Here is a 22960-nt window from a genome sequence, read left to right as displayed (position 1 = left end):
TCGCGTCCCTCCCGCCCCCGGGCGGCCGGGGCTCAGCTCCCTCCGGGGAGCCGGGCCTGCGGCCGCCCTTCGGCGCGTCCGCGTGCGAGATGCTCTTCGAGCCGCGCCCGGACGTCCGGCCACTCCGCGGCGGTGACCGAGAAGACCGCGGAGTCCCGCAGCCGCCCGTCCTCACCCGGCGCCGACGACCGGGACCAGTTCCGCAGCACGCCCTCGAACCGGGCGCCCACCCGCTCGATCGCGGCCCGCGAACGGGCGTTGCGGGCATCGGTCTTCAGGTCGACCCGTTCCACGCCCCACGCCTCGAAGGCGTGCCGGAACAGCAGGTACTTCGACTCGGTGTTCACCCCCGTGCCCTGGGCGGACGCGCCGAGCCAGGTGTACCCGACCTCGATCGCGCTCAGGACGTCCTCGCCCAGCCAGTACCGGGGCTCCCAGTACGCCGTCGCTCCGACCGCCCGCCCGGACTCCCGGTCCACCTGCGCGTACGGGGCCATCATCCCGGACGCGGCACGGGCCAACTGTGCGTCGACGTACCCCTCGGCCTCGGCGGGACTTCCCGGCACCCAGGTGAACCCGTAGGAGCCGCGGTCCTCCCGCGCGGCCCTGAACAGATCCTCCGCATGCCGGTGCGCCAACGGTTCGAGGCGCACCCGCGCGCCTTCCAGAACCGGTCCCTCCAGCGTGAAACCCATGGCTCCCCCTTCGATCGGCAGCGCGGCCACCCGCCCCCGGGCCCGAAGGGTCCCAGAGGGACCGCGCCCTGTCGCGCGAATATCGCCTGCCGGACGGCCGCTCAACAGGGCGGCCGTATCGCCTTGTTGTCAGTGGCCGCGCTTAGGATTCCGGCATGATCAGCTGGATGCACGATTCGTTTCCCGGCCACGAGGTGAACCTCGTCCTCGCGCGTGGCCAGTCACTCGACGCCCTGACGGCCGGCCTGCGCGAGCTGGACCGCGAGCCGCTCGCCCACGGCGAGGCGGGCGGCTGGGCGTGGGCGGTGCACGACATGGTGGACGAGGGTTCCGAGGACTACGCGGAGGTCGACTACCGGCCCCTGTGCCCCGAGGGCACGGAGCTCGTGGTGTTCGTGACCGAGCCGTGCAGCGCGAAGGCGCACGGGCCCCAGTTCCACTACCTGCGCGACGGCGTCCCGACCCTGTACTTCAGTTTCGAGGACATCGGCCAGCGGCTGGGCGCGAACCCCGACTACATATCGGCGGAGCTCCTCGCCGCGAACCTCATCGGCCCGGATGCCGAGTGCGAGAAGTGGCACGCCGACGAGAGCCACCACTGCGACGAGCACGAGGACGGTGCGCGGGAGCGGCTGGTGAAGACGATCGCCGAGGCCTTCGCCCTGCCGTCGCCCCCGCTCGCACGTGAGGTGACGGCGAAGTGAACCCGATGGCTCCGAACACCTACCTCACCTACGCCAGGGGCCTGGACCTGCCCACCCTCACGGCCATCCACACCGAGGCGATGCTCCCCGTCCGCACGGCGGGCGAAGCGAACGGCTGGGCCTGGGTGACGCACGACGCGACCACCGTCAGCGGTGAGACGGTCACGTCCCTGGCCCGCGACATCACCGGTTTCCGCTACGCGGAGCGGTTCGGCGGGCCGGACCGGGTGGATACGGTCTTCCTGGCCTCCACCCCCGCGTGCGAGTGCCCGCACGGGCAGAACTACTCGATCCCGCACTGCGAGGACCACCCGTTCAACTACTCCTACAGCCGGGGCGGGTTCGAGCTGGACTACTTCAACATCGGAATGCGCCGCGAGGCGCACCGCAGTGGCGACCTGTTGATCCGGGGGCTGCTCGACGCCGGGATCGCCGGCCGGGAGACCCCCGTGTACGACACCGATCCGGCGTACAACGCCGACGGCTCGGTGACGTTGCGGATCATCACCGACCACTTCGGACTGCCCGCCGCGAACTGAGCGGCGCCCTGCGGCTCACCTCGCCGTGAGCACGAACCGCACCACCGTTCCCGGGGTCACCCGCGCCGCCCCGGCCAGCGCGGGTTCCGGGACGACGCCCACCACCGGGTAACCGCCCGTCGTCGGATGGTCGTTCAGGAACACCACCGGGCGGCCGTCCGGCGGGATCTGGACCGCACCGAGCACCATGCCCTCGCTGGGCAGCTCGCCCTGCCGGGCACGGTCCAGCGCGGGGCCCTCGGTACGCAGTCCGATCCGGTTGCTCTTCTCCGAGACGCGATACGCCGCGGTGGTGAGCGTGCGCAGTCCGGCGGAGGTGAACCAGGGGTGGCGGGGGCCGAAGACCACCGGGAGTACGAGTTCGGCGGGCACCCCCGGCCACGGCACCGCCGCCGCCTCTCCCGCCGCCTCCGGGTACCCGGCCGGCGGGGGCGGGCCGAGCGGCAGCACGTCGCCGTCGCTCAGGGGCGCCGGGCCGAGCCCGGAGAGCAGGTCGGCGGACCGGCTGCCGAGCACCGGCTCCGGTTCCAGGCCGCCCGCGAACGCCAGGTACGAGCGCAGCCCGTGCACGGCGGGGCCCGCGTCCAGCACCGCGCCCGCCGGTACGCGGACCGCCGCTCCCCACGCCACCGGCCGCCCGTCCACCGTCACCCGGCAGGGCGCACCGCCGACGACCGCCCGCACCGCGCGGTCCGGGCGGACCGCGCAGCCGGTGACGGTCGTCTCCAGGAGCGCCGCGGTGACGGGGTTGCCGGCCAGCCGGTTGGCGAGCCGGGCGGACGGCGTGTCCAGGGCCCCGGCCCGTCCCACCCCCAGGTGGGCGTGGCCGAAGCGTCCCTCGTCCTGCACGGTGGTCAGGGCCCCGGCGCGCACGACCTCGATGCCCGCGCTCACGCCTCCGCCCCAGAAGCCGGAGCAGAAGCCGAAGGCGTTCCCGTACCGGTACCTGTACCTGATCCCGTGCCCGCCTCGACGAAGCGGACGCGCGCCCCGGGCACCAGCAGTGCGGGTGGTTCGCGGTCCGGGTCCCACAGGGCGGCCGGGTCCGGCATCCGGCCGATCAGCTGCCAGCCGCCGGGGGACGGGCGCGGGTACACACCGGTGTACGGGCCTGCCAGGGCCACCGCACCGGCCGGGACCCGGGTGCGCGGGGTGGACCGGCGCGGCAGGTGGAGGTGGTCGGGCAGGCCCGTCAGGTAGCCGAAGCCGGGGGCGAACCCGCAGAAGGCGACCCGGAACTCCGTCCCGGAGTGGGTGGCGGCCACCTCGGCGGCCGCCACCCCCCACGCCTCCGCGACCTCGGCCAGGTCGGGGCCGTCGTACACGACGGGGATCTCCACCGCAGGACCGTCGGCCCGCCGCAGCGGCGGAACCCGCCAGGACGCCAGCTCACGGGCGAGTACGGCCGGGTCATGCGCGATGCCGTCCAGGAGCACCGTCCGCGCACCGGGCACCACCTCGCGCACGCCGGGCAGTTCACCGGCCGCGCGGCGCCGCAGCAGCTCCGCGTGGAAGGCTTCCGTCTCCTCGCCGGAGCCGAGCTCGACCAGCAGGGCGCCGGAGCCGGCGGCCAGCACGACCGGCGCCGGACCGTGCTCGGTCCGCTCCCCCTGCGGCGCCGTACTCACGCGAACGCCCGGACCGCGACGCCCGCCTCTTCGAGCGCCGCCCGGACCCGCCGGGCGATCGCCGCCGCTCCGGGGGTGTCGCCGTGGACGCACAGGGAGCGGGCCGCCACCGCGATCCGGCCGCCGTCGGCCGCGATCACGCTCCGGTCCACCGCGATCCCGACGCTGCGGCGCACCACCTCGTCCGCGTCGTGCACGACCGCGTCCGGCTCGGTGCGTGGGACGAGCGTGCCCTGCGGGGTGTACGCGCGGTCCGCGAAGGCCTCCTCGACCGCCGTCAGCCCCGCGTCGGCGGCCCGTGCGAGCAGCCGGGAGCCGGGCAGCCCGAGGACGGCCGGGCTGCCGCCCGCCAGCCGGACGCCCTCGATCACCGCGCCCGCCTGCTCGTCGTCGTGGACCGCGCGGTTGTAGAGGGCGCCGTGCGGCTTGACGTACGAGACGGTGGTCCCGGCCGCCTCGGCGAAGACCCGCAACGCGCCGATCTGGTAGGCCACTTCGGCGGCCAGCTCGCCGGACGGGACGTCCATGGAGCGGCGGCCGAACCCGGCCAGGTCGCGGTACGAGACCTGCGCGCCGATCCGTACGCCCCGTTCGGCCGCCGTGTCGCAGACCCGCCGCATCACCGAGGGGTCCCCCGCGTGGAAGCCGCACGCCACGTTGGCGCTGGTCACGCACGCGAGGAGCGCCTCGTCGTCGGTGAGCGACCAGCGCCCGAACCCTTCGCCGAGATCCGCGTTGAGGTCCATGGGAGCGGCCGGGGACGACGCGTCCCCCGGGTCCGCCGGATTCATCAGATTCGTCACGAAGCGCACGTTAGCCTCTGCGCGCACGGGAAGGGCGGGTTCAGAACACGGACAGCTCGCTCTCCTTCACACCCTCAAGCTCGTACCGCGTCCCCACCAGTGGCCGGTCCGCGTACAGCCGGATCAGCGTCGCCCCGTCGCCCCGGTACCGGCCGGGGGCGCGGCCCTCCTGCTCGGTGCCGATGGTCAGCTCGTCGCCGCCGTCCTCCAGCCGGGCGATCAGCAGCGGCGTCTTTCGGCGCCGGGCGAACGGGGCCAGGAGCCTGAGCGCGTGCGGCAGCCCGTCGCCCCGGTAGGCCCCTTCGAGCCCCCACGCCTCGCGTACGTCCCCGGCGTGGATCCACTCCCCGAGGGCCACCCCGTCCAGCACCCCGCCCGCCTTGGCGATCGCGGCCCCTGCCTCCGCCATCCCCTGCTCCAGCTCGTCCACCACCTGCGCGTTCGTCCAGCCGGCCCGCTCGGCGATGTCGCGGTCGTTGCACTCGGGGCTGAAGACGTCCGGCTCGAAGCGGCTCTCCACCACCCGGTTCAGCACGGAACCGCAGTGCGCGAGTACGTGCCGCACCGTCCAGCCGGGACACGCGGTGCGCAGGGCGAAATCGCTGTCGCCGGCGGAGCGCAGCAGCGGGAGGAGGGCGTCGCGCTCGGTGCGCAGGAGGAGACCGGGCAGCTCGGGATCGCGTTCGAGGTCATGTGCGGTGTCGCGTTCGTCAGCCATGCCCCCAGCCAACCATCCCGCGCCCCGGCCGACTTGGCGTTCGGCGGACGAGCGGCCCGCGCTTCGGCGGTGGGCGAGGTCGTAACCTCGGAGTCATGGACGACGACACCGCTCAGGCCCGCCGCCGCAGCCCCGACGACGCGCTGCGGCGCCGCTGGCGCGACTGCCTGGTCCGCGCCCGGGGCGGCGCCGAGGGCCCGGACCCGCTGCCGTACGCCGACAACCTGCTGGCGCGCTGGGCCGAGCCCCAGCGCAAGTACCACTCGACCGCCCATCTGACGGCGGTCCTGGACCACGTGGACACGCTCGCCGCCCATGCCGCGGACGCCGACGCCGTACGGCTCGCCGCCTGGTTCCACGACGCGGTCTACCGCCCCGACCGCTCCGGGAACGAGGAGCGCAGCGCCGTCCTCGCCGAGCGCGCGCTGCCCGAGGCCGGGGTGCCCGCCGCGACGGCCGCCGAGGTGGCCCGGCTGGTCCGGCTCACGGTCACGCACGACCCGGCCGCCGGCGACCTGAACGGCGAGGCGCTGTGCGATGCGGACCTGGCGGTCCTGGCGTCGTCACCGAAGGACTACGCGCAGTACGCGGCCCAGGTGCGCGAGGAGTACGGCTTCGTGCCGGACGACGCGTTCCGGGAGGGGCGGGCGGCCGTGCTGCGGCAGCTCCTGGAGCTGCCGAGGCTGTTCCGTACACCGCACGGGGCGGCCGAGTGGGAGTCGGGGGCCCGGCACAACCTGCGCACGGAGCTGGCGCTGCTCGCGCGCTGAGCGGACCCAGGGGCAGGTCACCGGGCCGGCGAGCCGCTCGGACCGGCCGGCCGCCCGGTCACCCGGCCGGGAATGCGACAGGTGTACTCACTGTTGAGATGTGTCATGCCTGACTCTGCCGCTCGCCGCTCGCGCATGCCCCTGGCCGTATACATACTCGGCCTCTCCGTCTTCGCCCTCGGCACCAGCGAGTTCATGCTCTCCGGACTGCTGCCGCCCATCGCCGACGACATGAACGTGTCGATCCCGCGCGCCGGGCTCCTCATATCCGCCTTCGCGATCGGCATGGTGGTGGGCGCCCCGCTGCTCGCCGTCGCGACGCTGCGGCTGCCGCGCCGCACCACTCTCATCTCGCTGATCTCGGTCTTCGGGCTCGGCCAGATCGCGGGCGCGCTCGCGCCTACGTACGAGATCCTCTTCGCGTCCCGGGTGGTCAGCGCCTTCGCGTGCGCCGGGTTCTGGGCCGTGGGTTCCGCCGTCGCCATCGCGATGGTCCGGGTCGACCAGCGGGCCCGCGCCATGGCCGTGATGATCGGCGGGCTGTCCATCGCCAACGTGCTCGGGGTGCCGCTGGGCGCCTTCCTCGGGGAGAACCTCGGCTGGCGGTCGGCGTTCTGGGCGGTCGGCGTGGCCTCCGTGATCGCCCTGGTCGGGGTGGCGACGCTGATTCCGCGTATCCCGGTACCGGCCCAGAAGCCGCAGCTGAAGCGGGAGGTGGGCATCTACCGCGACCGGCAGGTGTGGCTGTCCATCACGATCACCGCGCTCTCGGCGGGCGGGGTGTTCTGTGCGTTCAGCTACCTCGCGCCGGTGCTCACGGACGTCGCCGGGCTGGACTCCGGCTGGGTGCCCGCCGTCCTCGCGCTGTTCGGGGTCGGTGCGCTGATCGGTACGACGGTCGGCGGCCGGGTCGCGGACGCGCACCTCTTCGGGGTGCTGCTGAGCGGCATCACCGCGTCCACGGTCTTCCTGGCGGCGCTGGCGCTGTTCGCCTCCAACCAGGTCGCCGTGATCGTGCTCTCGTTCCTGCTGGGCCTGTCGGCGTTCTACACGGCCCCCGCTCTGAACGCCCGGATGTTCAACGTCGCGGGTGCCGCCCCCACGCTGGCCGGTGCGACGACCACCGCCGCGTTCAACAGCGGCAACACCGGTGGGCCCTGGCTGGGCGGCGCGGTGATCGACGCGGACTTCGGGTTCGCGGCGACCGCGTGGGCGGGTGCGGCGATGACCGTGCTGGCGCTGGTGGCCGTGGTCCTCTCGCTGCGGCTGGCGCGCGACCGGGGCTCGTCGTCGCGACTGGTGACGGGCTCGCCGGCCGCCGCGTCGCTGGACGAGGCGGCGCGGTCCGCGCCCTCGACGGCCCTCTGAAGGCGGGCGGCGGGGCGGCCGCCACGAACGTGTGGCTCTCGATGGGCGGTCATCGAGCGATCTACCCTTGTCATTGATGTCAAGGTGGTGCCGAACGCGCTGCCGACAGCTGTGACCAGCAAGTGAGAGGTCGTGCGGTGATGCGTATTGGTGAGCTGGCCAAGGCCACTGGGGCCAGTTCCCGGGCGCTTCGCTACTACGAAGAACAGCGACTGATCCTCTCGGATCGCAGTCCGAGCGGGCAGCGGCTCTATTCAGAGGAGGCGATCGAGCGGGTGCGCTGGATCCAGGCTCTCTACCGCGCGGGCCTGAACAGCAGGACGATCGTCGACCTGCTCCCCTGCTCGCCCGCCGGTGTCACGGCGGAGCCCGTGGCCGACCGCCTCGTGGTCGAGCGCGATCGCATTGATGCCCAGGTGAGGGAGCTCATGAGCACCAGGGACCGGCTCGACGCACTGATCACCACCGCGATGGACCCGCACCCAGGCTGCGAACCCCCCGCGCCCCCCTCCGTCTGATTGCTCACTGCGGCTCTCCGGGCCCACGATTTGCCCTTGACGTCAACGTCAGGGTTTAGCGTCGGGAGACATCGGCAGGATGCCGGCGGCAACGTTCGCCGCCACCCGTATGACGTGTTCCCCAGGAGATGACCATGAGCGAAGCGTTCGGTTTCCGTGAGTTCGGCGGCCCACAGACCCAGGAGTTCTTCGACCGGCCGGACCCGGTTCCCGGCCCGACGGAAGTCCTGATCCGTGTAACAGTCGCAAGCGTGAACCCTTCCGACTACAAGCTGCGCTCCGGCCTAGCACCGGCCATGTACGAGGGGCGGCCCTTCCCGCAGGTACTGGGAGGAGAAGCGACCGGTGTCGTGCTATCGGTGGGAGCCGACGTAGAGGGACTGGCCGTGGGCGACACCGTGTTCGGGTCCGCGCTCACCGGAGCCGGAACCTACGCGAGGACCACAGTCCTGCACGGGAGCTACACCGCGCGTAAGCCCGCCGAACTTCGCGACGACTGGGCCGCGACGATCCCCGTCGCGGTGACCACCGCCGTGGACGCGCTGGACCAGCTTGCTCTGCCCCGCGGGGCGACGGTACTGATCAATGGTGTTGGAGGAGGCGTCGGGCTGGTAACCGCTCAAGTTGCCCGCGACAGGGGCATGCGCGTCCTCGGCACCGGCAGCACGGCCAAGCGCGGCGCAGCCGAAGCGGTCGACGTGACCTTCGCCGACTACAGCGACGCAGACCTTCCCGCCCGGTTGTGCGCCCTGGCGCCGGAGGGAATCGACGCTCTGGTGGACCTCGTGGGCGGGGACTCCCTGCGCACGCTCGCACCGCTGGTCGATGATCCCGCACGCGTACTCTCTGTCACCGACCCGGCCGTCGTCGAGCTCGGCGGAGCGATGGTGGTCCGACGCGGGGAACGTGCCGACCTGGAACGTGCGGCTGCGCTCCTCCTGGAAGGGAACATCGATCCCCACGTCGTCGCAACCTACCCATTCTCCCGGGCAGCCGATGCACTGGCTCTCGTAGAGAGCGGACACTCGCTTGGCAAGGTCGTCATCGACATGACAGCCACCTGATCCTGCTTTTGAGGGCCGGGCGGAACGTTGGCCGGCCGGGCTCCCCCTGCCCGGGTGAGAGGGCGGATCATCATCGCGACTGCCGTCCACCGCCCGTGCCGATGCCCGATCGCAGTGGGTGAGGGGCGAGGAACGCACGGCTCTCCTGGTTCTCTTTCCCGCCGCGCTTCTGTTTCCCGCCGCACTTCGTCATTCCCGTGCTTCGTTTTCCTGCGCTTCGTTTCCCTGTGCCGTTCAAAGACTGTTGATCTCCTGGTTGCAGAGTGTCGCACCGACCGTCTGTTTACGGGGAGTTGACATCCAGGAGCAAGAGAAGGAAACAGGACGAACGGCCGAAGCCGGTATTTGTGGACGCGACGCCCGGCACGGCCACGGAGAGTTGCAGGCCGAATCATCCGAACTGCCGCCTCCGGAAAGGAGATTAACTGGAGGGCTCGACAAAGGACCGGGGGATTCCGCCCCCGATCCGGCAACTTGTTATCGGATTTCCGGAATTGGGGGGGTACCCGAACACGGCCACCCGAGCCGTAGGCGCTATCCCGGTGCCGGCCGGCCCTTCGGGCGGCGCAGGCCCGCCTCGGTGATGCGGCGGACCAGCTCCTTCGAGCCGATCTGCCGGGCGCCGGCCCGCACGGCGTCCTCGTACCGGGCCTCCGGCACGTCGTAGTGGTCCCGCTCGAAGGCCCGCTCCGGGCAGCCGATCGACGCCGCGAAGGCGTGCAGCTCGTCGAACGACTCGTCGCTGACCAGGTGCGACCAGAGCCGCCCGTGGCCCGGCCAGTCCGGCGGATCGATGTAGACGGTCACGGCCGCCGTATCCCGCCGAGCGCACCGACCGGGGCGACCGCGACGGCGGCCTTCGTGCAGACCCAGTGCGGGTCCGGGCCCAGCTCCGGTTCGACGTCGAGCGCGTGCGGGTCGCCCGAGTCGCAGACCGGGCACAGCGGCCAGCGGCCGTACTGCTCCAGGAGCGCGTCCTGGACGTCCTGGGCGACCAGGCCGACGACGAATTCCACCCCCTGCGGCCACTGCTCGACCCACCAGCGGCGGTGCGTCACCGCGTCCTCGACCATCGAGACGATCTGCGCCTGAGCCACGTCTCCGGCGGCGAGGTCGGCCATGACGAGTGCGCGGGCGGTGTGCAGCGCCTGCTCCAGGGGATTCAGCTCCATCCCTCCATTGTCCACCTGCGCGCGCCGGAGCCTCCCGCCGCCAGAGGTCAGGACCAAAGAGGGGTTGACGGACCCGGGTCCTGAAAATATCTTTCAAATGTGACCAATGACCTGAAGGAAAGTTTCAGCACTGATTCGCCGCCCGCCCCGGCCGCCCTCGCCGCCAAGGTGCGCACGCTCGCGCCGTCCATGACCCGCTCCATGCAGCGGGTCGCCGAGGCGGTCGCGGGCGATCCGGCCGGCTGCGCCGCGCTGACGGTCACCGGTCTCGCCGAGCTCACCGGCACCAGCGAGGCCACGGTGGTCCGCACCGCCCGCCTCCTGGGCTACCCCGGCTACCGCGACCTGCGCCTCGCGCTCGCCGGTCTCGCCGCCCACCAGCAGTCCGGCCGGGCGCCCGCCGTCACCGCCGACATAGCGGTCGACGACCCGATCGCGGACGTGGTCGCCAAGCTCGCCTACGACGAGCAGCAGACCCTCGCGGACACGGCCGCCGGGCTCGACACCGTGCAGCTCGGTGCCGCCGTGGCCGCCGCCGCGACCGCCCGCCGGATCGACATCTACGGGGTCGGCGCCTCCTCGCTCGTCGGCCAGGACCTGGCCCAGAAGCTGGCCCGGATCGGCCTGATCGCGCACTCCAACATGGACCCGCACCTCGCGGTCACCAACGCCGTGCAGCTGCGCGCCGGTGACGTGGCCATCGCGATCACGCACTCCGGCTCTACCGGTGACGTCATCGAGCCGCTGCGGGTCGCCTTCGACCGGGGCGCGACGACGATCGCGATCACCGGCCGCCCCGACGGGCCGGTCACGCAGTACGCCGACCACGTGCTGACCACGTCCACGGCCCGCGAGAGCGAGCTGCGCCCGGCGGCCATGTCGAGCCGTACGAGCCAGCTCCTGGTTGTCGACTGCTTGTTCATCGGGGTCGCACAGCGCACCTATGAGACGGCCGCCCCGGCCCTCGCCGCGTCCTACGAGGCGCTGGCCCACCGCCACAACCCCCGCACCCGCTGACGGCCGCCGACCCGCCCGCGTAACGCACCGCACCCGCACCCGCACCCGCACCCGCACCCGCAGAACCGTACGAGTTCAAGAAAGCAGAGCCGCTCTCCATGACCTCCATCACCGACGCCGACGCCACCGCCCCCGACGGATACGGCGAGCTGCGCGCCCAGCTCGAAACCCTCACCACCGAGGCCTTCCGCCCCGAGCTGGCCGACATCGACCAGCTGGCCACCGCGGAGATCGCCCGGATCATGAACGGCGAGGACCGGACCGTCCCCGCCGCCGTCGCCGCCCGGCTGCCCGAGATCTCCGCCGCGATCGACGCCACCGCGGCGCGCATGGCCCGCGGCGGCCGGCTGATCTACGCGGGCGCCGGCACCGCGGGCCGCCTCGGCGTGCTGGACGCCAGCGAGTGCCCGCCCACCTTCAACACCGACCCCGCCGACGTGGTCGGTCTGATCGCGGGCGGCCCGTCCGCGATGGTCACCGCCGTCGAGGGCGCCGAGGACAGCAAGGAGCTGGCCGCCGCCGACCTGGACGCGCTGGGGCTCACCGCCGATGACACCGTCGTCGGCATCTCCGCCTCCGGCCGCACGCCGTACGCGATCGGTGCCGTCGAGCACGCCCGCGCCGAGGGGGCCCTGACCATCGGCCTGTCCTGCAACGCGGACTCCGCGCTGGGCGCCGCCGCCGAGCATCCCGTCGAGGTCGTCGTCGGCCCGGAGCTGCTCACCGGCTCCACCCGGCTCAAGGCGGGCACGGCCCAGAAGCTCGTCCTCAACATGCTCTCGACGATCACGATGATCCGGCTCGGCAAGACGTACGGAAACCTCATGGTCGACGTCCGCGCCTCCAACGAGAAGCTGCGTGCCCGCTCCCGGCGGATCGTCTCGCTGGCCACCGGCGCCTCGGACCAGGAGATCGAGGCCGCGCTCGCCGCCACCGACGGCGAGGTGAAGAACGCCATCCTGACCATCCTCGGCCAGGTCGACGGCCCCACCGCCGCCACGCTGCTGTCCGCCTCGGACGGCCACCTGCGCGCCGCCCTCGCCGCCGCCCCCCGCACCACCTAGACCCTCCCCTCTCCCCGCACAGCAAGGCACCACGCACCATGGCTACAGAAGACAAGAACCGCGCCACTGCCGCCGCGATCCTTCCGCTCGTCGGTGGCGCCGCGAACGTCAGCTCCATCGCCCACTGCATGACCCGGCTCCGGCTGGGCCTGCACGACCGCTCGCTCGTGCAGGACGATGCGCTGAAGGCCGTCCCCGCCGTCATGGGCGTGGTCGACGACGACACGTACCAGATCGTTCTCGGTCCCGGTACGGTCGCCCGCGTCACGCCGGAGTTCGAGAAGCTCGTCGAGGAGGGGCGGGCCGCGACCCCGGCGGCCGCCCCCGCCCCGGCCTCCGGGGCCCCGCTCGGCGCGGAGGAGCTGGCCGCGCAGGGGGCCGGGATGAAGGCGGCCAGGAAGGCGAAGAACGCCACCCCGTTCAAGCTGTTCCTGCGCAAGATCGCCAACATCTTCGTCCCGCTGATCCCGGCCCTGATCGGCTGCGGCATCATCGCGGGGCTGAACGGCCTGCTGGTCAACCTGGAGTGGCTGCCCTCGGTCACCCCGGCACTGGCGGCGATGGCGTCCGGTTTCATGGCGCTGATCGCGGTCTTCGTCGGCTACAACACGGCGAAGGAGTTCGGCGGTACGCCGATCCTCGGCGGTGCGGTCGCGGCCATCATCGTCTTCCCGGGCGTCGCGAACATCGAGGCGTTCGGCCAGAAGCTCTCCCCCGGCCAGGGCGGCGTCCTGGGCGCCCTGGGCGCGGCGGTGCTCGCGGTGTACGTGGAGAAGTGGTGCCGGCGCTGGGTCCCGGAGGCGCTGGACGTCCTGGTCACCCCGACCCTGACGGTCCTGATCTCCGGCCTGGTGACGATCTTCGGCCTGATGTACGTGGCCGGTGAGGTGTCCACCGCGATCGGTACGTTCGCCAACTGGCTGCTGTCCAACGGCGGCGCGGGCGCGGGCCTGGTCCTCGGCGGGTTCTTCCTCCCGCTGGTCATGCTGGGCCTGCACCAGGCGCTGATCCCGATCCACACCACGCTGATCGAGCAGCAGGGCTACACCGTCCTGCTGCCGATCCTCGCCATGGCCGGTGCCGGCCAGGTCGGTGCGGCCATCGCGGTCTACTTCCGTCTCCCGCGCAACGAGTCGATCCGCAAGACGATCAAGTCCGCGCTGCCCGCAGGGTTCCTGGGCGTCGGGGAGCCGCTGATCTACGGTGTCTCGCTGCCGCTGGGGCGCCCGTTCATCACGGCGTGCGTGGGCGGTGCGTTCGGCGGAGCGTTCGTCGGCTTCTTCAACCAGCTCGGTGACGCGGTCGGCTCCACCGCGATCGGCCCGTCCGGCTGGGCCCTGTTCCCGCTGCTCGACGGCAACCACGGGCTGGGCGCGACGATCGCGATCTACGCGGGCGGCCTGGTCGTCGGCTACCTGGCCGGCTTCGTCGCCACGTACTTCTTCGGCTTCAGCAAGGACCTGCTGACGGAGTTCAACGTGTCGCAGGAACCGGCGGTCTCCCCGGCGACAGCGCCGGAGCCGTCCACCGCGACGACCTCCCCCGCACCGGCCAAGGCCCCGGCCGGGGTCTGAACCGTCGAGTGACACCAGGGCGGCACCCGGTTCCGGGTGCCGCCCTCCTCGCTGCCCGGCCGGGTCGGACACCGGCGAGCGCCACCACCGGCATCCGCTCGCGGACGCCGGTCCCTCACAGTTCGATGTCGCTGAGCTGGTGGTCCATCGCGCGTTCCACCGCGCTCAACGGGATGTCGGGGCGCACCCGTTCCAGGTCGCGCGGGTGCGGGGGCGCGTCCTCGGGTACGTGGACCCATATCGAACCGGCCCCGATGAGCGCGCGGTAGACGCAGCGCACCATGCGAGCGCCCAGTTCGAACCATGAACGACGCATATGCGGGCTCAGCTCCCCTGCCACCGGAACGGACTGCCGAGCCTTCCGCACTCCTCCTGAGCGCCGCTAAAGAGCCCCGGGGCCGCAGGCGCGTGAGAACTTCACGCCCCACTGATGACAGGGGCACTGCCTGGCACAACGCGCCTCTCGCAGAATCATCACAACGGAACGCAGGCCATTCCCTGACGAAGAAAAGGATCGTGAATCCATGGACAGCGTCATATCGAACGGCGTTCAGAGCCTCGACGAGATCACCGCACAGTCCACCGGTTCCTCCGGCCAGAAACTGGTGATCGAGCATCTCGACCTCGTCTCGGACCAGCACATCGCACTGCTGAGCTGGTGCATTCGCACCGAGCCGCTCGGACAACTCTCGGCATGACGGGGCGGGGGGCAAGGGACGTCCGGGCGGCACTGCCGGACGACACCGCACTGGTGGGGTTCAAGCGCCATCTGCGCCCGACCGTCATCCCGGGGGAGGCGACGTACCTGGTGTCCCCCCGGAATGTCACGGCGCTGTACGGCGCCCATGCCGAAGTGCTGGTGCCGTTGCTCGACGGCACCAGGAGCATCCGCTCCGTGCTGCACGCCGCGGCACCGGAGCTGACCGCCGAGGAGGCCGGCACCTCGTTGCAGGCTCTGACCGGCTCGGGGCTGCTGAGCTTCCGCCCCGCGCCGTCGGAGGGCGACCCCGATCCCCTCGGCGACCCGGTGGCCGAGGCGTACTGGGACCTGGCCGGCCTCGACGGCGGCCGGGCCTCGGCGGAACTGGCCGCCGCCAGCGTGCGGATCGTGACGGTGGGCGACCTGGACACCGGGGCGGTGGAGGACGCCTGCCGGGACTCCCGGATCGCGGTGGCGCCCCCCGGCTCCGCCGCCGGGCTCTCCCTTGTCCTGTGCGACGACTACCTGGCGCCCGGGCTGCGTGAGGTGGACGCCGCACACCGGGCGAGCGGCACGCCGTGGCTGATCGCCAAGGTGTCCGGTGCGGATCCGTGGGTGGGTCCGGTCTTCCGGCCCGGCCGCGGCCCGTGCTGGTCCTGCCTCGCGGTCCGGCTGCGCGGCCACCGCGGCTCGGAGTGGCCCGTGCGGCGCGCGCTGAGCCTGGACGGCCCGCTCGCCCGGCCGTCGGCCTCCCTGGCGGCCGGGCGCGCCGTCGCCGCGCACATCGTGGTGCTCGAAACGGCAAAGTGGCTGGCCGGAATGCGCTATCCCTCGCAGGATCTCGTCCACACCCTGGACACACTCTTGCTCCGGGTCGCCACCCACCCCGTGAGCAGGCTGCCGCAATGTGCGGTCTGCGGCGATCCGGGTCTGGTCGCACGGACCGTACGCGCGCCCTTCCGGCCCGTGTCGCGGCTGAAGGCCGAGCAGGAGCTGGGCGGCGACCGCGCGCTGACCCCCGACGAGATGCTCGACCGGTACGGGCATCTGGTCAGCCCGGTCACCGGGATCGTCAAGGAGATCCGGCGTGCCCCGCACACCCCGGACTTCGTCGCCAGTTACCTCTCGGGCCACAATCTCGCCGTCAGCCCCCACACCCTCGCCGGGCTCCGCGCCGGACTGCGCGCACTCAGCGGCGGCAAGGGCCTCACCAGCACGGAGGCCCGGACAAGTGCCCTGTGCGAGGCGGTGGAACGCTTCAGCGGCACCCGGCAGGGCGACGAGCCGGTGGTGCGGGACAGCTACCGGGCGCTGGGGCCGGTGGCCGTACACCCCAACTCCTGCCAGCTGTACGACGAGAGGCAGTACCGGAACCGGGACGTGTGGAACCGGGGCCGCTCCCATTTCCAGTACGTGCCCCGGCCGTTCGACGAAGACATGCCGACCGACTGGACACCGGTGTGGTCGCTGACGGGGCAGACGCAACGGTTGCTGCCCACCTCGATGCTCTACTTCGGCAACGGCTCGACCGCCGACGACGCGAGCACCCGCGACGGCCTGCTGGCCGATTCCAACGGCAACGCCGCGGGCAGCAGCCCCGAGGACGCCCTGGTCCAGGGGTTCCTGGAGTTGGTCGAGCGGGACGCGGTCGCGCTGTGGTGGTACAACCGCACACGGCAGCCGGCCGTCGACCTCGACGCCTTCGACGCGCCCTACGTCCGGCGCATCCGGGACGGCTACCGCAGGATCGACCGCGACCTGTGGGTGCTGGACCTGACTTCGGACTTCGGGATCCCGGTCATGGTGGCGCTGTCACGGCGCAACGACAAGCCCGCCCAGGACGTGATCTTCGGATTCGGGGCGCACTTCGACCCACGAACGGCGCTGCGACGGGCACTGACCGAAATGGGCCAGCTGCTGCCGGCGGTTTCCATGGCCAGGGGCGACGGCACGGGCTACGCCCTCGACGATCCGGAGCTGTGTACCTGGTGGCGCACAGCCACCGTTGACAATCAGCCATATCTGCAACCGGACCCAGGCATCAGGGCACGGAAACCGGCCAGTTGGCCCTTCGCACCGCGCGCCGACTTGCTCACCGACGTGGAAGCCATCACCCGGCTCGTGCAGGCCCGCGGCATGGAACTGCTGGTCCTGAACCAGACTCGCCCCGACCTGGACATGCCTGTGGTCAAGGTCATAGTGCCGGGCATGCGGCACTTCTGGGCCAGACTCGGACCCGGTCGCCTGTACCAAGTGCCGGTTGATTTAGGAAGGTTGAGCGAGCCAACTACTTACGGGGAACTCAACCCCATTCCGCTCTTCGTCTGAGACGGAATCCAGCCACACCACCTCGACCTCTTCCCATATGATCCCCAAAAAACGCACACATTTGCGAAAGAGGAGGCTGTGGGAACGGAACCGAGCGTCGCGTCCGGCGAAAGAGAACGCCACCCGGAGGTACACGCCTACAGGCATATTCCACGTGAACACGGCAAGAACCTTCCGGGTCCCGTGCTGGCGCGGGTAATCCTCCGGGTGGTCGTGCTGAGTTATCTGATCATCACCGCGCTGAATATCTTCGCCGCCGATCTCTCCACGGGCGTCAAATCCCTCGGCGTCGCCGTGCTCACCGCGGTCTTCGTGATCCAGCTCGTCCACTCGACGCCGGACGCCAACCGCGCGTCGGTCCCGCGCAAGTGCCTCACCCTGGGCACCCAGGCCCTGCTCACGTATCTGCCGGTCCTGCTCTTCGGCGCGCAGTGGGGGTCGATGGCCGGCTTCCTGGCCGGTTCGCTGCTGCTCATGCTGCCGCCGCGTCTCGGCTGGACCCTGTACGGCCTGGTGGGCGTCACCATGTTCGTACCGCCCCTGCTGCTCGGCCTTTCGCCGGTGGACGCCTTCTACGCGGGGATGAGCACGCTCCTGACCGGTCTCGTCGTCTACGGGCTCACGCGCCTCGCCGAGCTGATCCAGGAGCTGCACAGCGCCCGCGACGAGGTCGCCCGTATGGCGGTGACGCAGGAGCGGCTGCGGTTCTCCCGGGACCTGCACGACCTGCTCGGGTACAGCCTGTCCGCAATCACGCTCAAGAGTGAGTTGATCCACCGGCTGATTCCGATGCAGCCCGACCGGGCCGTGGCGGAGGTCGAGGACGTCCTCGGCATCTCCCGGCAGTCCCTGGCCGATGTCCGCAGGGTCGCCAGCGGCTTCAGGGACATGTCGCTGCCCCAGGAGATCGAGACCGCGGAATCCGTGCTGATGGCCGCCAATGTGGACGTCGAGGTCAAAGGAGCGATCTGCGACGTCAGCCAGCAGATCGAGAACGTACTGGCGGCGGTACTGCGCGAGGCGGTGACCAACGTCCTGCGTCACAGCGAGGCCCAGAGGTGCGTCATCGAGGCCTCGCAGAGGGCGGGAAGCGTCCGGCTCTCGGTGCTCAACGACGGTACGGACCCCCTGCACCGCGACCCGTCGCCGCACAGCGGGAGCGGCCTCGGCAACCTTCAGCTGCGGCTGCGCGAGGTCGGCGGCAGCCTCGCCTCCGGGCTGGCGGCCGACGGCGGGTTCCACGTGCGGGCGGAGGTTCCCACGGCGTGAACAGGCCAGGGCCCCGGCGCCGCGAAACCGTTCGGATCATGGAGTAGGACCCTCCGTATACAGGCGGCCGGCAACGCAGAGCAAGCATGTGAATCCCGCCACGAATCCCGGGGCCGGATGCCGTACGATCGCCCCGCGTGAGGCGCGGGGGAGCGCCGCCGGAGAACGGGGGACGCGTGATTCGTATTCTGCTGGCCGAAGACATGAACATGGTTCGCGGCGCCTTGGTCGCGCTGCTGGATCTCGAGGATGACTTCGAGGTCGTCTGCGAACTCGAGCGCGGCGACGAGATCGTGGCAGGCGCCCTGAAGCACCGGCCCGACGTCGCCGTCATCGACATCGACCTGCCGGGCATGGACGGCCTCACCGCGGCAGCCGAACTGCGGGAGCGGATGCCGCAGTGCCACACCCTGATCCTGACCAGCCTCGGCCGGCCGGGCACACTGCACCGTGCCATCGGGGCCCAGGTGGCGGGATACCTCCTCAAGGACGCCCCGCCCAGAGAACTCGCCAGCGCAGTCAGACGAGTGGCGGCCGGACACCGGGTCGTCGATCCCCAACTGGCCGTCTCCGCCTGGGGCGTCGGCCCCAATCCGCTGACCCTCCGGGAAACCGAGGTGCTCCGGCTGGCGGCGAAGGGCGCGGAGCCTCCGGAGATCGCGGCCGCGCTCCACCTGTCGACCGGAACCGTACGGAACTACCTGACGACCGTCATCGCGAAGCTGAACGCCCGCAATCGGGTCGACGCCATTCTGATCGCGCAGGAGTCGGGCTGGCTGCTGTGAACGGCCTCACGCACCGGGGTTCCCGCGGCTGCTGAAAGCGCCCGGGTCGCCCTCGGCCGGGGCAGCCGCCCAGTCCTGCTCCTCGTCCCGCACCGGCGCCACCATGCCGGCCGCCGCCAGGTATTCGAGGATGGCCTTCGTCACCTCGGCCGGCAGCGGCAGCGCGGCCGAGGCCGCGTCCGGGGTGATCGGCCACGCGAGCAGGCCGACGACCCACACCGCTTCCGGGCGGTGCAACTGCACCCGGTGCGGTGACCCGACGGCCTCCAGGACGAACCCGGCCTTCTCCAGGGTGAGGGAGACCCCTCCGGGCAGCCTCAGTAATCGCCGGTCCGGAACGCCCACGGGCGTGAAGACCGCGTGCCTGGACCTCGCGGACACCGAAAGCAGCGGGCCGTTGCGGTCGGTGATCATCCCCAGGGTCCGCACGATGAGGTGGGACAGCGCTCGCAGGGTCGGCAGCACCACGAGGTACGTGCCGCCCGCGCTCTCCGTGCCCTCGGACCGGTCGTCGATGTTCGCCAGGAGGACCGGCCCGAGCTCCATCCGCCGCAGCGCCTCGCGGATCAGGGGGCCCGGCCGGCGTACCCGCTCCGTGCCCAGTCGGCCCCGGAGCACGAGATCTTCCCCGGTCTCGTCGGCTTCGACCAGGACGTCCTCGTGCAGCGACCACAGATCGACTGTGTGACGCCCGGTGGGCTGCGCCATGGCGTCCCCTTCCGTCAACTCGAGACTCCCTCGATTCTGACTCCGTGCACGTCCCGTTCACAGCCACGAGGCCACGTGCCTGGCGTGAAGATCTCATACCGGGCGGCCGGAAACCGGGCGCTTTGGCAGGTCACAAGTGCGCATTCCTACGGTGCGACCTGCAGGGCGACAGCAGAGTCCGAGGGAAGGGAGGGCGGCCGGTGGCCGTTCAGACGACTGAGCGTGCGGGAGAACCGCCGCGAAGGCACGCGGTGGAAAAGACGGTCCGCCGTCTGGACCGGGTGATCATCCGTTTCGCGGGTGACTCCGGTGACGGTATGCAGCTCACGGGTGACCGGTTCACCTCGGAGACCGCTTCCTTCGGGAACGACCTCTCCACCCTGCCGAACTTCCCCGCCGAGATCCGCGCCCCCGCAGGCACCCTGCCCGGCGTCTCCTCGTTCCAGCTGCACTTCGCCGACCACGACATCCTCACCCCCGGCGACGCACCCAACGTCCTCGTCGCGATGAACCCGGCCGCACTCAAAGCCAACATCGCCGACGTCCCACGCGGCGCCGAAATCATCGTCAACACCGACGAGTTCACCAAACGCCCGATGGCCAAGGTCGGATATCAGACAAGTCCGCTGGAGGACGGCTCGCTGGAGGCGTACAACGTCCACCCGGTGCCGCTGACCACCCTCACCATCGAGGCGCTGAAGGACTTCGGACTCCCCCGCAAGGAAGCCGAACGCTCCAAGAACATGTTCGCCCTCGGACTCCTCTCCTGGATGTACCACCGCCCGACCGAGGGGACCGAGACCTTCCTGCGGGCCAAGTTCGCCAAGAAGCCCCAGATCGCCGAAGCGAACGTGGCCGCCTTCCGGGCCGGCTGGAACTTCGGGGAGACCACCGAGGACTTCGCCGTCAGCTACGAGGTCGCCCCCGCCACCCAGGCCTTCCCCACCGGCACCTACCGCAACATCTCAGGAAACCTCGCCCTGTCCTACGGCCTGATCGCCGCAGGCCGGCAGGCCGACCTGCCCATCTACCTGGGCTCGTACCCCATCACGCCGGCCTCCGACATCCTGCACGAACTCTCCAAACACAAGAACTTCGGCGTGCGCACCTTCCAGGCCGAGGACGAGATCGCGGGCATCGGCGCCGCACTCGGCGCCGCCTTCGGCGGTGCGCTCGGGGTGACGACGACATCGGGCCCCGGAGTGGCACTCAAGTCCGAGACGATCGGCCTGGCCGTGTCCCTCGAACTCCCCCTCCTCATCATCGACATCCAGCGGGGCGGCCCGTCCACCGGGCTGCCCACCAAGACCGAGCAGGCCGACCTGCTCCAGGCGATGTACGGGCGCAACGGCGAGGCCCCCGTCCCGATCGTCGCCCCGAAAACCCCCGCGGACTGCTTCGACGCCGCACTCGACGCCGCCCGGATCGCCCTGACCTACCGCACCCCGGTCTTCCTGCTCTCCGACGGCTACCTCGCCAACGGCTCCGAACCCTGGCGCATCCCCGAAACGGACAGCCTCCCCGACCTGCGCGTCCAGTTCGCCCACGCACCCAACCACGAACTGGCCGACGGCACCGAAGTGTTCTGGCCCTACAAACGCGACCCACAGACCCTGGCCCGCCCCTGGGCCGTCCCCGGCACCCCCGGCCTCGAACACCGCATCGGCGGCATCGAGAAACAGGACGGCACCGGCAACATCTCCTACGACCCCGCCAACCACGACTTCATGGTCCGCACCCGCCAAGCCAAGATCGACGGCATCGAAGTCCCCGACCTCGACGTCGACGACCCCGCAGGCGCGAAGACCCTGGTGCTCGGCTGGGGCTCCACATACGGGCCCATCACCGCCGCCGTCCGCCGGCTTCGCGCCGCCGGACAGCCCATCGCCCAGGCACACCTGCGCCACATCAATCCGTTCCCCCGGAACCTCGGCGACGTACTCAAGCACTACGACAAGGTCGTCGTCCCGGAAATGAACCTCGGGCAGCTGGCTGCCCTCATCCGGGCCAAGTACCTGGTGGACGCGCACAGTTACAACCAGGTCAACGGCATGCCGTTCAAGGCCGAGCAGCTCGCGACGGCCCTCAAGGAGGCCATCGATGCCTGACACCATGCCCACGACCGGAACCAACGAACTCCTGCGACTCGTGCCGAAGTCCGAGGCCACGCAGTCCATGAAGGACTTCAAGTCGGACCAGGAAGTGCGCTGGTGCCCCGGCTGCGGCGACTACGCCGTCCTCGCCGCCGTACAGGGCTTCATGCCCGAACTCGGACTGGCAAAAGAGAACATCGTCTTCGTCTCCGGCATCGGCTGCTCCTCCCGCTTCCCGTACTACATGAACACCTACGGGATGCACTCCATCCACGGCCGCGCCCCCTCCATCGCCACCGGACTCGCCACCTCCCGCCGCGACCTGTCCGTCTGGGTCGTCACCGGCGACGGCGACGCACTCTCCATCGGCGGCAACCACCTCATCCACGCCCTCCGCCGCAACGTCAACCTCAAAATCCTCCTCTTCAACAACCGCATCTACGGCCTCACCAAAGGCCAGTACTCCCCCACCTCCGAAGTCGGAAAGATCACCAAGTCCACGCCCATGGGCTCACTCGACGCCCCCTTCAACCCGCTGTCCCTGGCCATCGGCGCCGAGGCGTCCTTCGTCGCCCGCACCGTCGACTCCGACCGCAAACACCTCACCAGCGTCCTGCGCGCCGCCGCCGACCACCCCGGCACCGCACTCGTCGAGATCTACCAGAACTGCAACATCTTCAACGACGGCGCCTTCGAAGTCCTCAAGGACCGCGAACAAGCCCAGGAAGCCGTCATCCGCCTGGAGCACGGACAGCCGATCCTCTTCGGCACCGACAACACCAAGGGCGTCGTACGCGACACCCTCACCGGCGACCTGACCGTGGTCGCCGTCACCGAGGACAACAAGTCACAGATCCTCGTCCACGACGCACACGCCACCAGCCCCACCACCGCCTTCGCACTCACCCGACTCGCAGACACCGACACCCTCCACCACACCCCCATCGGGGTAATCCGCGACGTCGAACGGCCGGTCTACGACACCCTCATGGCCGACCAGCTCGACACCGCCGTCGAACTGCACGGCAAGGGCGACCTCGATGTCCTGCTCACCGGTAACGACACCTGGAAAGTGCGGACTTCATGACCTACGTCATCGCCCAGCCCTGCGTGGACCTCAAGGACAAGGCGTGCATCGACGAGTGCCCCGTCGACTGCATCTACGAGGGCCCGCGCAAGATGTACATCCACCCCGACGAGTGCGTCGACTGCGGAGCCTGCGAGCCCGTCTGCCCGGTCGAGGCCATCTTCTACGAGGACGCACTGCCCACCGAGTGGGCGGGGTACGCGGTCGCCGACCGGGAGATCTTCGTCCCCCTGGGCTCGCCGGCCGGGGCCGCGTCCCACGGGGTGTTCGCCGAGGACCACCCCACGGTCGAGATGGAGCCGGTGCGCGAACCAGGCTGAGCTGCAACGGAGGGCGGGCGGTCCTCCGGCGGGGGT

25 protein-coding genes are annotated in these 22960 nt (G+C 71.0%); 16 read left to right on the top strand and 9 right to left on the bottom strand.

Going from position 1 to position 22960, the window contains the following annotated elements:
- Positions 1–32: 32 nt before the first annotated feature.
- A complete protein-coding gene (locus tag ACGFU6_RS22790) occupies positions 33–695 on the bottom strand; it encodes a GNAT family N-acetyltransferase (protein ID WP_393613321.1) in 663 nt (220 codons plus the stop codon).
- A 155-nt stretch (positions 696–850) separates the two neighbouring features.
- Between ACGFU6_RS22790 and ACGFU6_RS22785 the strand changes: the two genes are divergently transcribed.
- Complete coding sequence (locus ACGFU6_RS22785; RefSeq protein WP_393613319.1) at positions 851–1399, top strand: hypothetical protein; 549 nt, start codon at positions 851–853, stop codon at positions 1397–1399.
- A gap of 5 nt (positions 1400–1404) precedes the next feature.
- The gene (locus ACGFU6_RS22780; protein WP_393613317.1) at positions 1405–1938 is read left to right on the top strand and encodes a hypothetical protein; all 534 of its coding nucleotides are present in this window, start codon (positions 1405–1407) and stop codon (positions 1936–1938) included.
- A gap of 15 nt (positions 1939–1953) precedes the next feature.
- Here the strand turns inward: ACGFU6_RS22780 and ACGFU6_RS22775 are convergent, their stop codons facing one another.
- The 4 genes from ACGFU6_RS22775 to ACGFU6_RS22760 form a co-directional block, all read right to left on the bottom strand.
- Positions 1954–2832, bottom strand: coding sequence for a biotin-dependent carboxyltransferase family protein (locus ACGFU6_RS22775; RefSeq protein ID WP_393613315.1), 879 nt, complete (start codon positions 2830–2832; stop codon positions 1954–1956).
- Positions 2829–3515, bottom strand: coding sequence for an allophanate hydrolase subunit 1 (locus tag ACGFU6_RS22770; RefSeq protein WP_393613384.1), 687 nt, complete (start codon positions 3513–3515; stop codon positions 2829–2831). Before ACGFU6_RS22770 ends, ACGFU6_RS22775 begins: the two co-directional genes overlap by 4 nt.
- Before the next feature lie 47 nt (positions 3516–3562).
- Positions 3563–4312: a LamB/YcsF family protein gene (locus tag ACGFU6_RS22765; RefSeq protein ID WP_393613383.1), complete on the bottom strand. Its 750-nt coding sequence runs from the start codon at positions 4310–4312 to the stop codon at positions 3563–3565.
- 97 nt (positions 4313–4409) lie between these two features.
- Positions 4410–5087 (bottom strand): maleylpyruvate isomerase family mycothiol-dependent enzyme, encoded by a 678-nt coding sequence (locus ACGFU6_RS22760; RefSeq protein WP_393613313.1) that lies wholly within the window; start codon positions 5085–5087, stop codon positions 4410–4412.
- A 95-nt stretch (positions 5088–5182) separates the two neighbouring features.
- Between ACGFU6_RS22760 and ACGFU6_RS22755 the strand changes: the two genes are divergently transcribed.
- From ACGFU6_RS22755 to ACGFU6_RS22740, 4 genes are all read left to right on the top strand, one after another.
- Complete coding sequence (locus ACGFU6_RS22755) at positions 5183–5857, top strand: hypothetical protein (protein ID WP_393613312.1); 675 nt, start codon at positions 5183–5185, stop codon at positions 5855–5857.
- A 135-nt stretch (positions 5858–5992) separates the two neighbouring features.
- Positions 5993–7225, top strand: coding sequence for a Cmx/CmrA family chloramphenicol efflux MFS transporter (locus ACGFU6_RS22750; RefSeq protein WP_393613310.1), 1233 nt, complete (start codon positions 5993–5995; stop codon positions 7223–7225).
- Positions 7226–7365: 140 nt separating this feature from the next.
- Positions 7366–7743: a MerR family transcriptional regulator gene (locus tag ACGFU6_RS22745; RefSeq protein WP_393613308.1), complete on the top strand. Its 378-nt coding sequence runs from the start codon at positions 7366–7368 to the stop codon at positions 7741–7743.
- Positions 7744–7877: 134 nt separating this feature from the next.
- Positions 7878–8807, top strand: a complete 930-nt coding sequence (locus tag ACGFU6_RS22740; protein WP_393613306.1) for an NADP-dependent oxidoreductase — start codon at positions 7878–7880, stop codon at positions 8805–8807.
- Positions 8808–9341: 534 nt separating this feature from the next.
- Here ACGFU6_RS22740 and ACGFU6_RS22735 read toward each other — a convergent pair.
- Positions 9342–9614 (bottom strand): DUF4031 domain-containing protein, encoded by a 273-nt coding sequence (locus tag ACGFU6_RS22735; RefSeq protein ID WP_393613305.1) that lies wholly within the window; start codon positions 9612–9614, stop codon positions 9342–9344.
- Positions 9611–9979 (bottom strand): hypothetical protein, encoded by a 369-nt coding sequence (locus ACGFU6_RS22730; RefSeq protein ID WP_393613303.1) that lies wholly within the window; start codon positions 9977–9979, stop codon positions 9611–9613. The genes ACGFU6_RS22735 and ACGFU6_RS22730 overlap by 4 nt, the downstream gene beginning before the upstream one ends.
- Positions 9980–10078: 99 nt before the next feature.
- On the opposite strand from ACGFU6_RS22730, the gene ACGFU6_RS22725 reads away from it, so the two are divergent.
- The 3 genes from ACGFU6_RS22725 (at position 10079) to ACGFU6_RS22715 (ending at position 13634) form a co-directional block, all read left to right on the top strand.
- Positions 10079–10996 carry a MurR/RpiR family transcriptional regulator gene (locus ACGFU6_RS22725; RefSeq protein ID WP_393613302.1) on the top strand — a complete coding sequence of 306 codons (918 nt, stop codon included), beginning with the start codon at positions 10079–10081 and terminating at the stop codon, positions 10994–10996.
- A gap of 98 nt (positions 10997–11094) precedes the next feature.
- Complete coding sequence (gene murQ / locus ACGFU6_RS22720; protein ID WP_393613300.1) at positions 11095–12060, top strand: N-acetylmuramic acid 6-phosphate etherase; 966 nt, start codon at positions 11095–11097, stop codon at positions 12058–12060.
- Between the two features lie 38 nt (positions 12061–12098).
- Positions 12099–13634: a PTS transporter subunit EIIC gene (locus ACGFU6_RS22715; RefSeq protein ID WP_393613298.1), complete on the top strand. Its 1536-nt coding sequence runs from the start codon at positions 12099–12101 to the stop codon at positions 13632–13634.
- Positions 13635–13749: 115 nt separating this feature from the next.
- Here ACGFU6_RS22715 and ACGFU6_RS22710 read toward each other — a convergent pair whose 3' ends face one another.
- Complete coding sequence (locus ACGFU6_RS22710) at positions 13750–13950, bottom strand: DUF6059 family protein (protein ID WP_148083840.1); 201 nt, start codon at positions 13948–13950, stop codon at positions 13750–13752.
- A 208-nt stretch (positions 13951–14158) separates the two neighbouring features.
- Between ACGFU6_RS22710 and ACGFU6_RS22705 the strand changes: the two genes are divergently transcribed.
- From ACGFU6_RS22705 to ACGFU6_RS22690, 4 genes are all read left to right on the top strand, one after another.
- The gene (locus tag ACGFU6_RS22705) at positions 14159–14332 is read left to right on the top strand and encodes a hypothetical protein (protein WP_393613296.1); all 174 of its coding nucleotides are present in this window, start codon (positions 14159–14161) and stop codon (positions 14330–14332) included.
- The gene (locus ACGFU6_RS22700; protein WP_393613295.1) at positions 14329–16662 is read left to right on the top strand and encodes a TOMM precursor leader peptide-binding protein; all 2334 of its coding nucleotides are present in this window, start codon (positions 14329–14331) and stop codon (positions 16660–16662) included. Before ACGFU6_RS22705 ends, ACGFU6_RS22700 begins: the two co-directional genes overlap by 4 nt.
- A 183-nt stretch (positions 16663–16845) precedes the next feature.
- Positions 16846–17931, top strand: a complete 1086-nt coding sequence (locus tag ACGFU6_RS22695) for a sensor histidine kinase (RefSeq protein ID WP_393613293.1) — start codon at positions 16846–16848, stop codon at positions 17929–17931.
- Positions 17932–18107: 176 nt separating this feature from the next.
- On the top strand, positions 18108–18716 hold the full coding sequence (locus ACGFU6_RS22690) for a response regulator transcription factor (RefSeq protein WP_393613291.1): 609 nt from the start codon (positions 18108–18110) through the stop codon (positions 18714–18716).
- A gap of 6 nt (positions 18717–18722) precedes the next feature.
- Here the strand turns inward: ACGFU6_RS22690 and ACGFU6_RS22685 are convergent, their stop codons facing one another.
- Complete coding sequence (locus ACGFU6_RS22685) at positions 18723–19424, bottom strand: NADH oxidase (protein ID WP_393613290.1); 702 nt, start codon at positions 19422–19424, stop codon at positions 18723–18725.
- A gap of 200 nt (positions 19425–19624) precedes the next feature.
- Between ACGFU6_RS22685 and ACGFU6_RS22680 the strand changes: the two genes are divergently transcribed.
- Genes ACGFU6_RS22680 through fdxA form a run of 3 tightly spaced genes read left to right on the top strand, consistent with a single transcriptional unit; the run spans position 19625 to position 22924 of the window.
- Positions 19625–21532, top strand: a complete 1908-nt coding sequence (locus ACGFU6_RS22680; protein WP_393613288.1) for a 2-oxoacid:acceptor oxidoreductase subunit alpha — start codon at positions 19625–19627, stop codon at positions 21530–21532.
- A 4-nt stretch (positions 21533–21536) separates the two neighbouring features.
- Positions 21537–22604: a 2-oxoacid:ferredoxin oxidoreductase subunit beta gene (locus ACGFU6_RS22675; protein ID WP_393613382.1), complete on the top strand. Its 1068-nt coding sequence runs from the start codon at positions 21537–21539 to the stop codon at positions 22602–22604.
- Complete coding sequence (gene fdxA / locus ACGFU6_RS22670; RefSeq protein WP_393613286.1) at positions 22601–22924, top strand: ferredoxin; 324 nt, start codon at positions 22601–22603, stop codon at positions 22922–22924. Before ACGFU6_RS22675 ends, fdxA begins: the two co-directional genes overlap by 4 nt.
- Positions 22925–22960 lie beyond the last annotated feature (36 nt).

Source organism: Streptomyces sp. NPDC048462 (genome assembly GCF_043200175.1).
Lineage (GTDB): Bacteria > Actinomycetota > Actinomycetes > Streptomycetales > Streptomycetaceae > Streptomyces.
This window is presented reverse-complemented; position numbering and strand designations above follow the sequence as displayed.

What these genes read in the sequence shown, in the direction of transcription:
- ACGFU6_RS22790 (WP_393613321.1), bottom strand. Translation starts at nt 695, where the DNA reads ATGGGTTTCACGCTGGAGGGACCGGTTCTGGAAGGCGCGCGGGTGCGC.
- ACGFU6_RS22785 (WP_393613319.1), top strand. Translation starts at nt 851, where the DNA reads ATGATCAGCTGGATGCACGATTCGTTTCCCGGCCACGAGGTGAACCTC.
- ACGFU6_RS22780 (WP_393613317.1), top strand. Translation starts at nt 1,405, where the DNA reads ATGGCTCCGAACACCTACCTCACCTACGCCAGGGGCCTGGACCTGCCC.
- ACGFU6_RS22765 (WP_393613383.1), bottom strand. Translation starts at nt 4,312, where the DNA reads ATGGACCTCAACGCGGATCTCGGCGAAGGGTTCGGGCGCTGGTCGCTC.
- ACGFU6_RS22760 (WP_393613313.1), bottom strand. Translation starts at nt 5,087, where the DNA reads ATGGCTGACGAACGCGACACCGCACATGACCTCGAACGCGATCCCGAG.
- ACGFU6_RS22755 (WP_393613312.1), top strand. Translation starts at nt 5,183, where the DNA reads ATGGACGACGACACCGCTCAGGCCCGCCGCCGCAGCCCCGACGACGCG.
- ACGFU6_RS22750 (WP_393613310.1), top strand. Translation starts at nt 5,993, where the DNA reads ATGCCCCTGGCCGTATACATACTCGGCCTCTCCGTCTTCGCCCTCGGC.
- ACGFU6_RS22745 (WP_393613308.1), top strand. Translation starts at nt 7,366, where the DNA reads ATGCGTATTGGTGAGCTGGCCAAGGCCACTGGGGCCAGTTCCCGGGCG.
- ACGFU6_RS22740 (WP_393613306.1), top strand. Translation starts at nt 7,878, where the DNA reads ATGAGCGAAGCGTTCGGTTTCCGTGAGTTCGGCGGCCCACAGACCCAG.
- ACGFU6_RS22730 (WP_393613303.1), bottom strand. Translation starts at nt 9,979, where the DNA reads ATGGAGCTGAATCCCCTGGAGCAGGCGCTGCACACCGCCCGCGCACTC.
- murQ (WP_393613300.1), top strand. Translation starts at nt 11,095, where the DNA reads ATGACCTCCATCACCGACGCCGACGCCACCGCCCCCGACGGATACGGC.
- ACGFU6_RS22715 (WP_393613298.1), top strand. Translation starts at nt 12,099, where the DNA reads ATGGCTACAGAAGACAAGAACCGCGCCACTGCCGCCGCGATCCTTCCG.
- ACGFU6_RS22710 (WP_148083840.1), bottom strand. Translation starts at nt 13,950, where the DNA reads ATGCGTCGTTCATGGTTCGAACTGGGCGCTCGCATGGTGCGCTGCGTC.
- ACGFU6_RS22705 (WP_393613296.1), top strand. Translation starts at nt 14,159, where the DNA reads ATGGACAGCGTCATATCGAACGGCGTTCAGAGCCTCGACGAGATCACC.
- ACGFU6_RS22700 (WP_393613295.1), top strand. Translation starts at nt 14,329, where the DNA reads ATGACGGGGCGGGGGGCAAGGGACGTCCGGGCGGCACTGCCGGACGAC.
- ACGFU6_RS22685 (WP_393613290.1), bottom strand. Translation starts at nt 19,424, where the DNA reads ATGGCGCAGCCCACCGGGCGTCACACAGTCGATCTGTGGTCGCTGCAC.
- ACGFU6_RS22675 (WP_393613382.1), top strand. Translation starts at nt 21,537, where the DNA reads ATGCCCACGACCGGAACCAACGAACTCCTGCGACTCGTGCCGAAGTCC.
- fdxA (WP_393613286.1), top strand. Translation starts at nt 22,601, where the DNA reads ATGACCTACGTCATCGCCCAGCCCTGCGTGGACCTCAAGGACAAGGCG.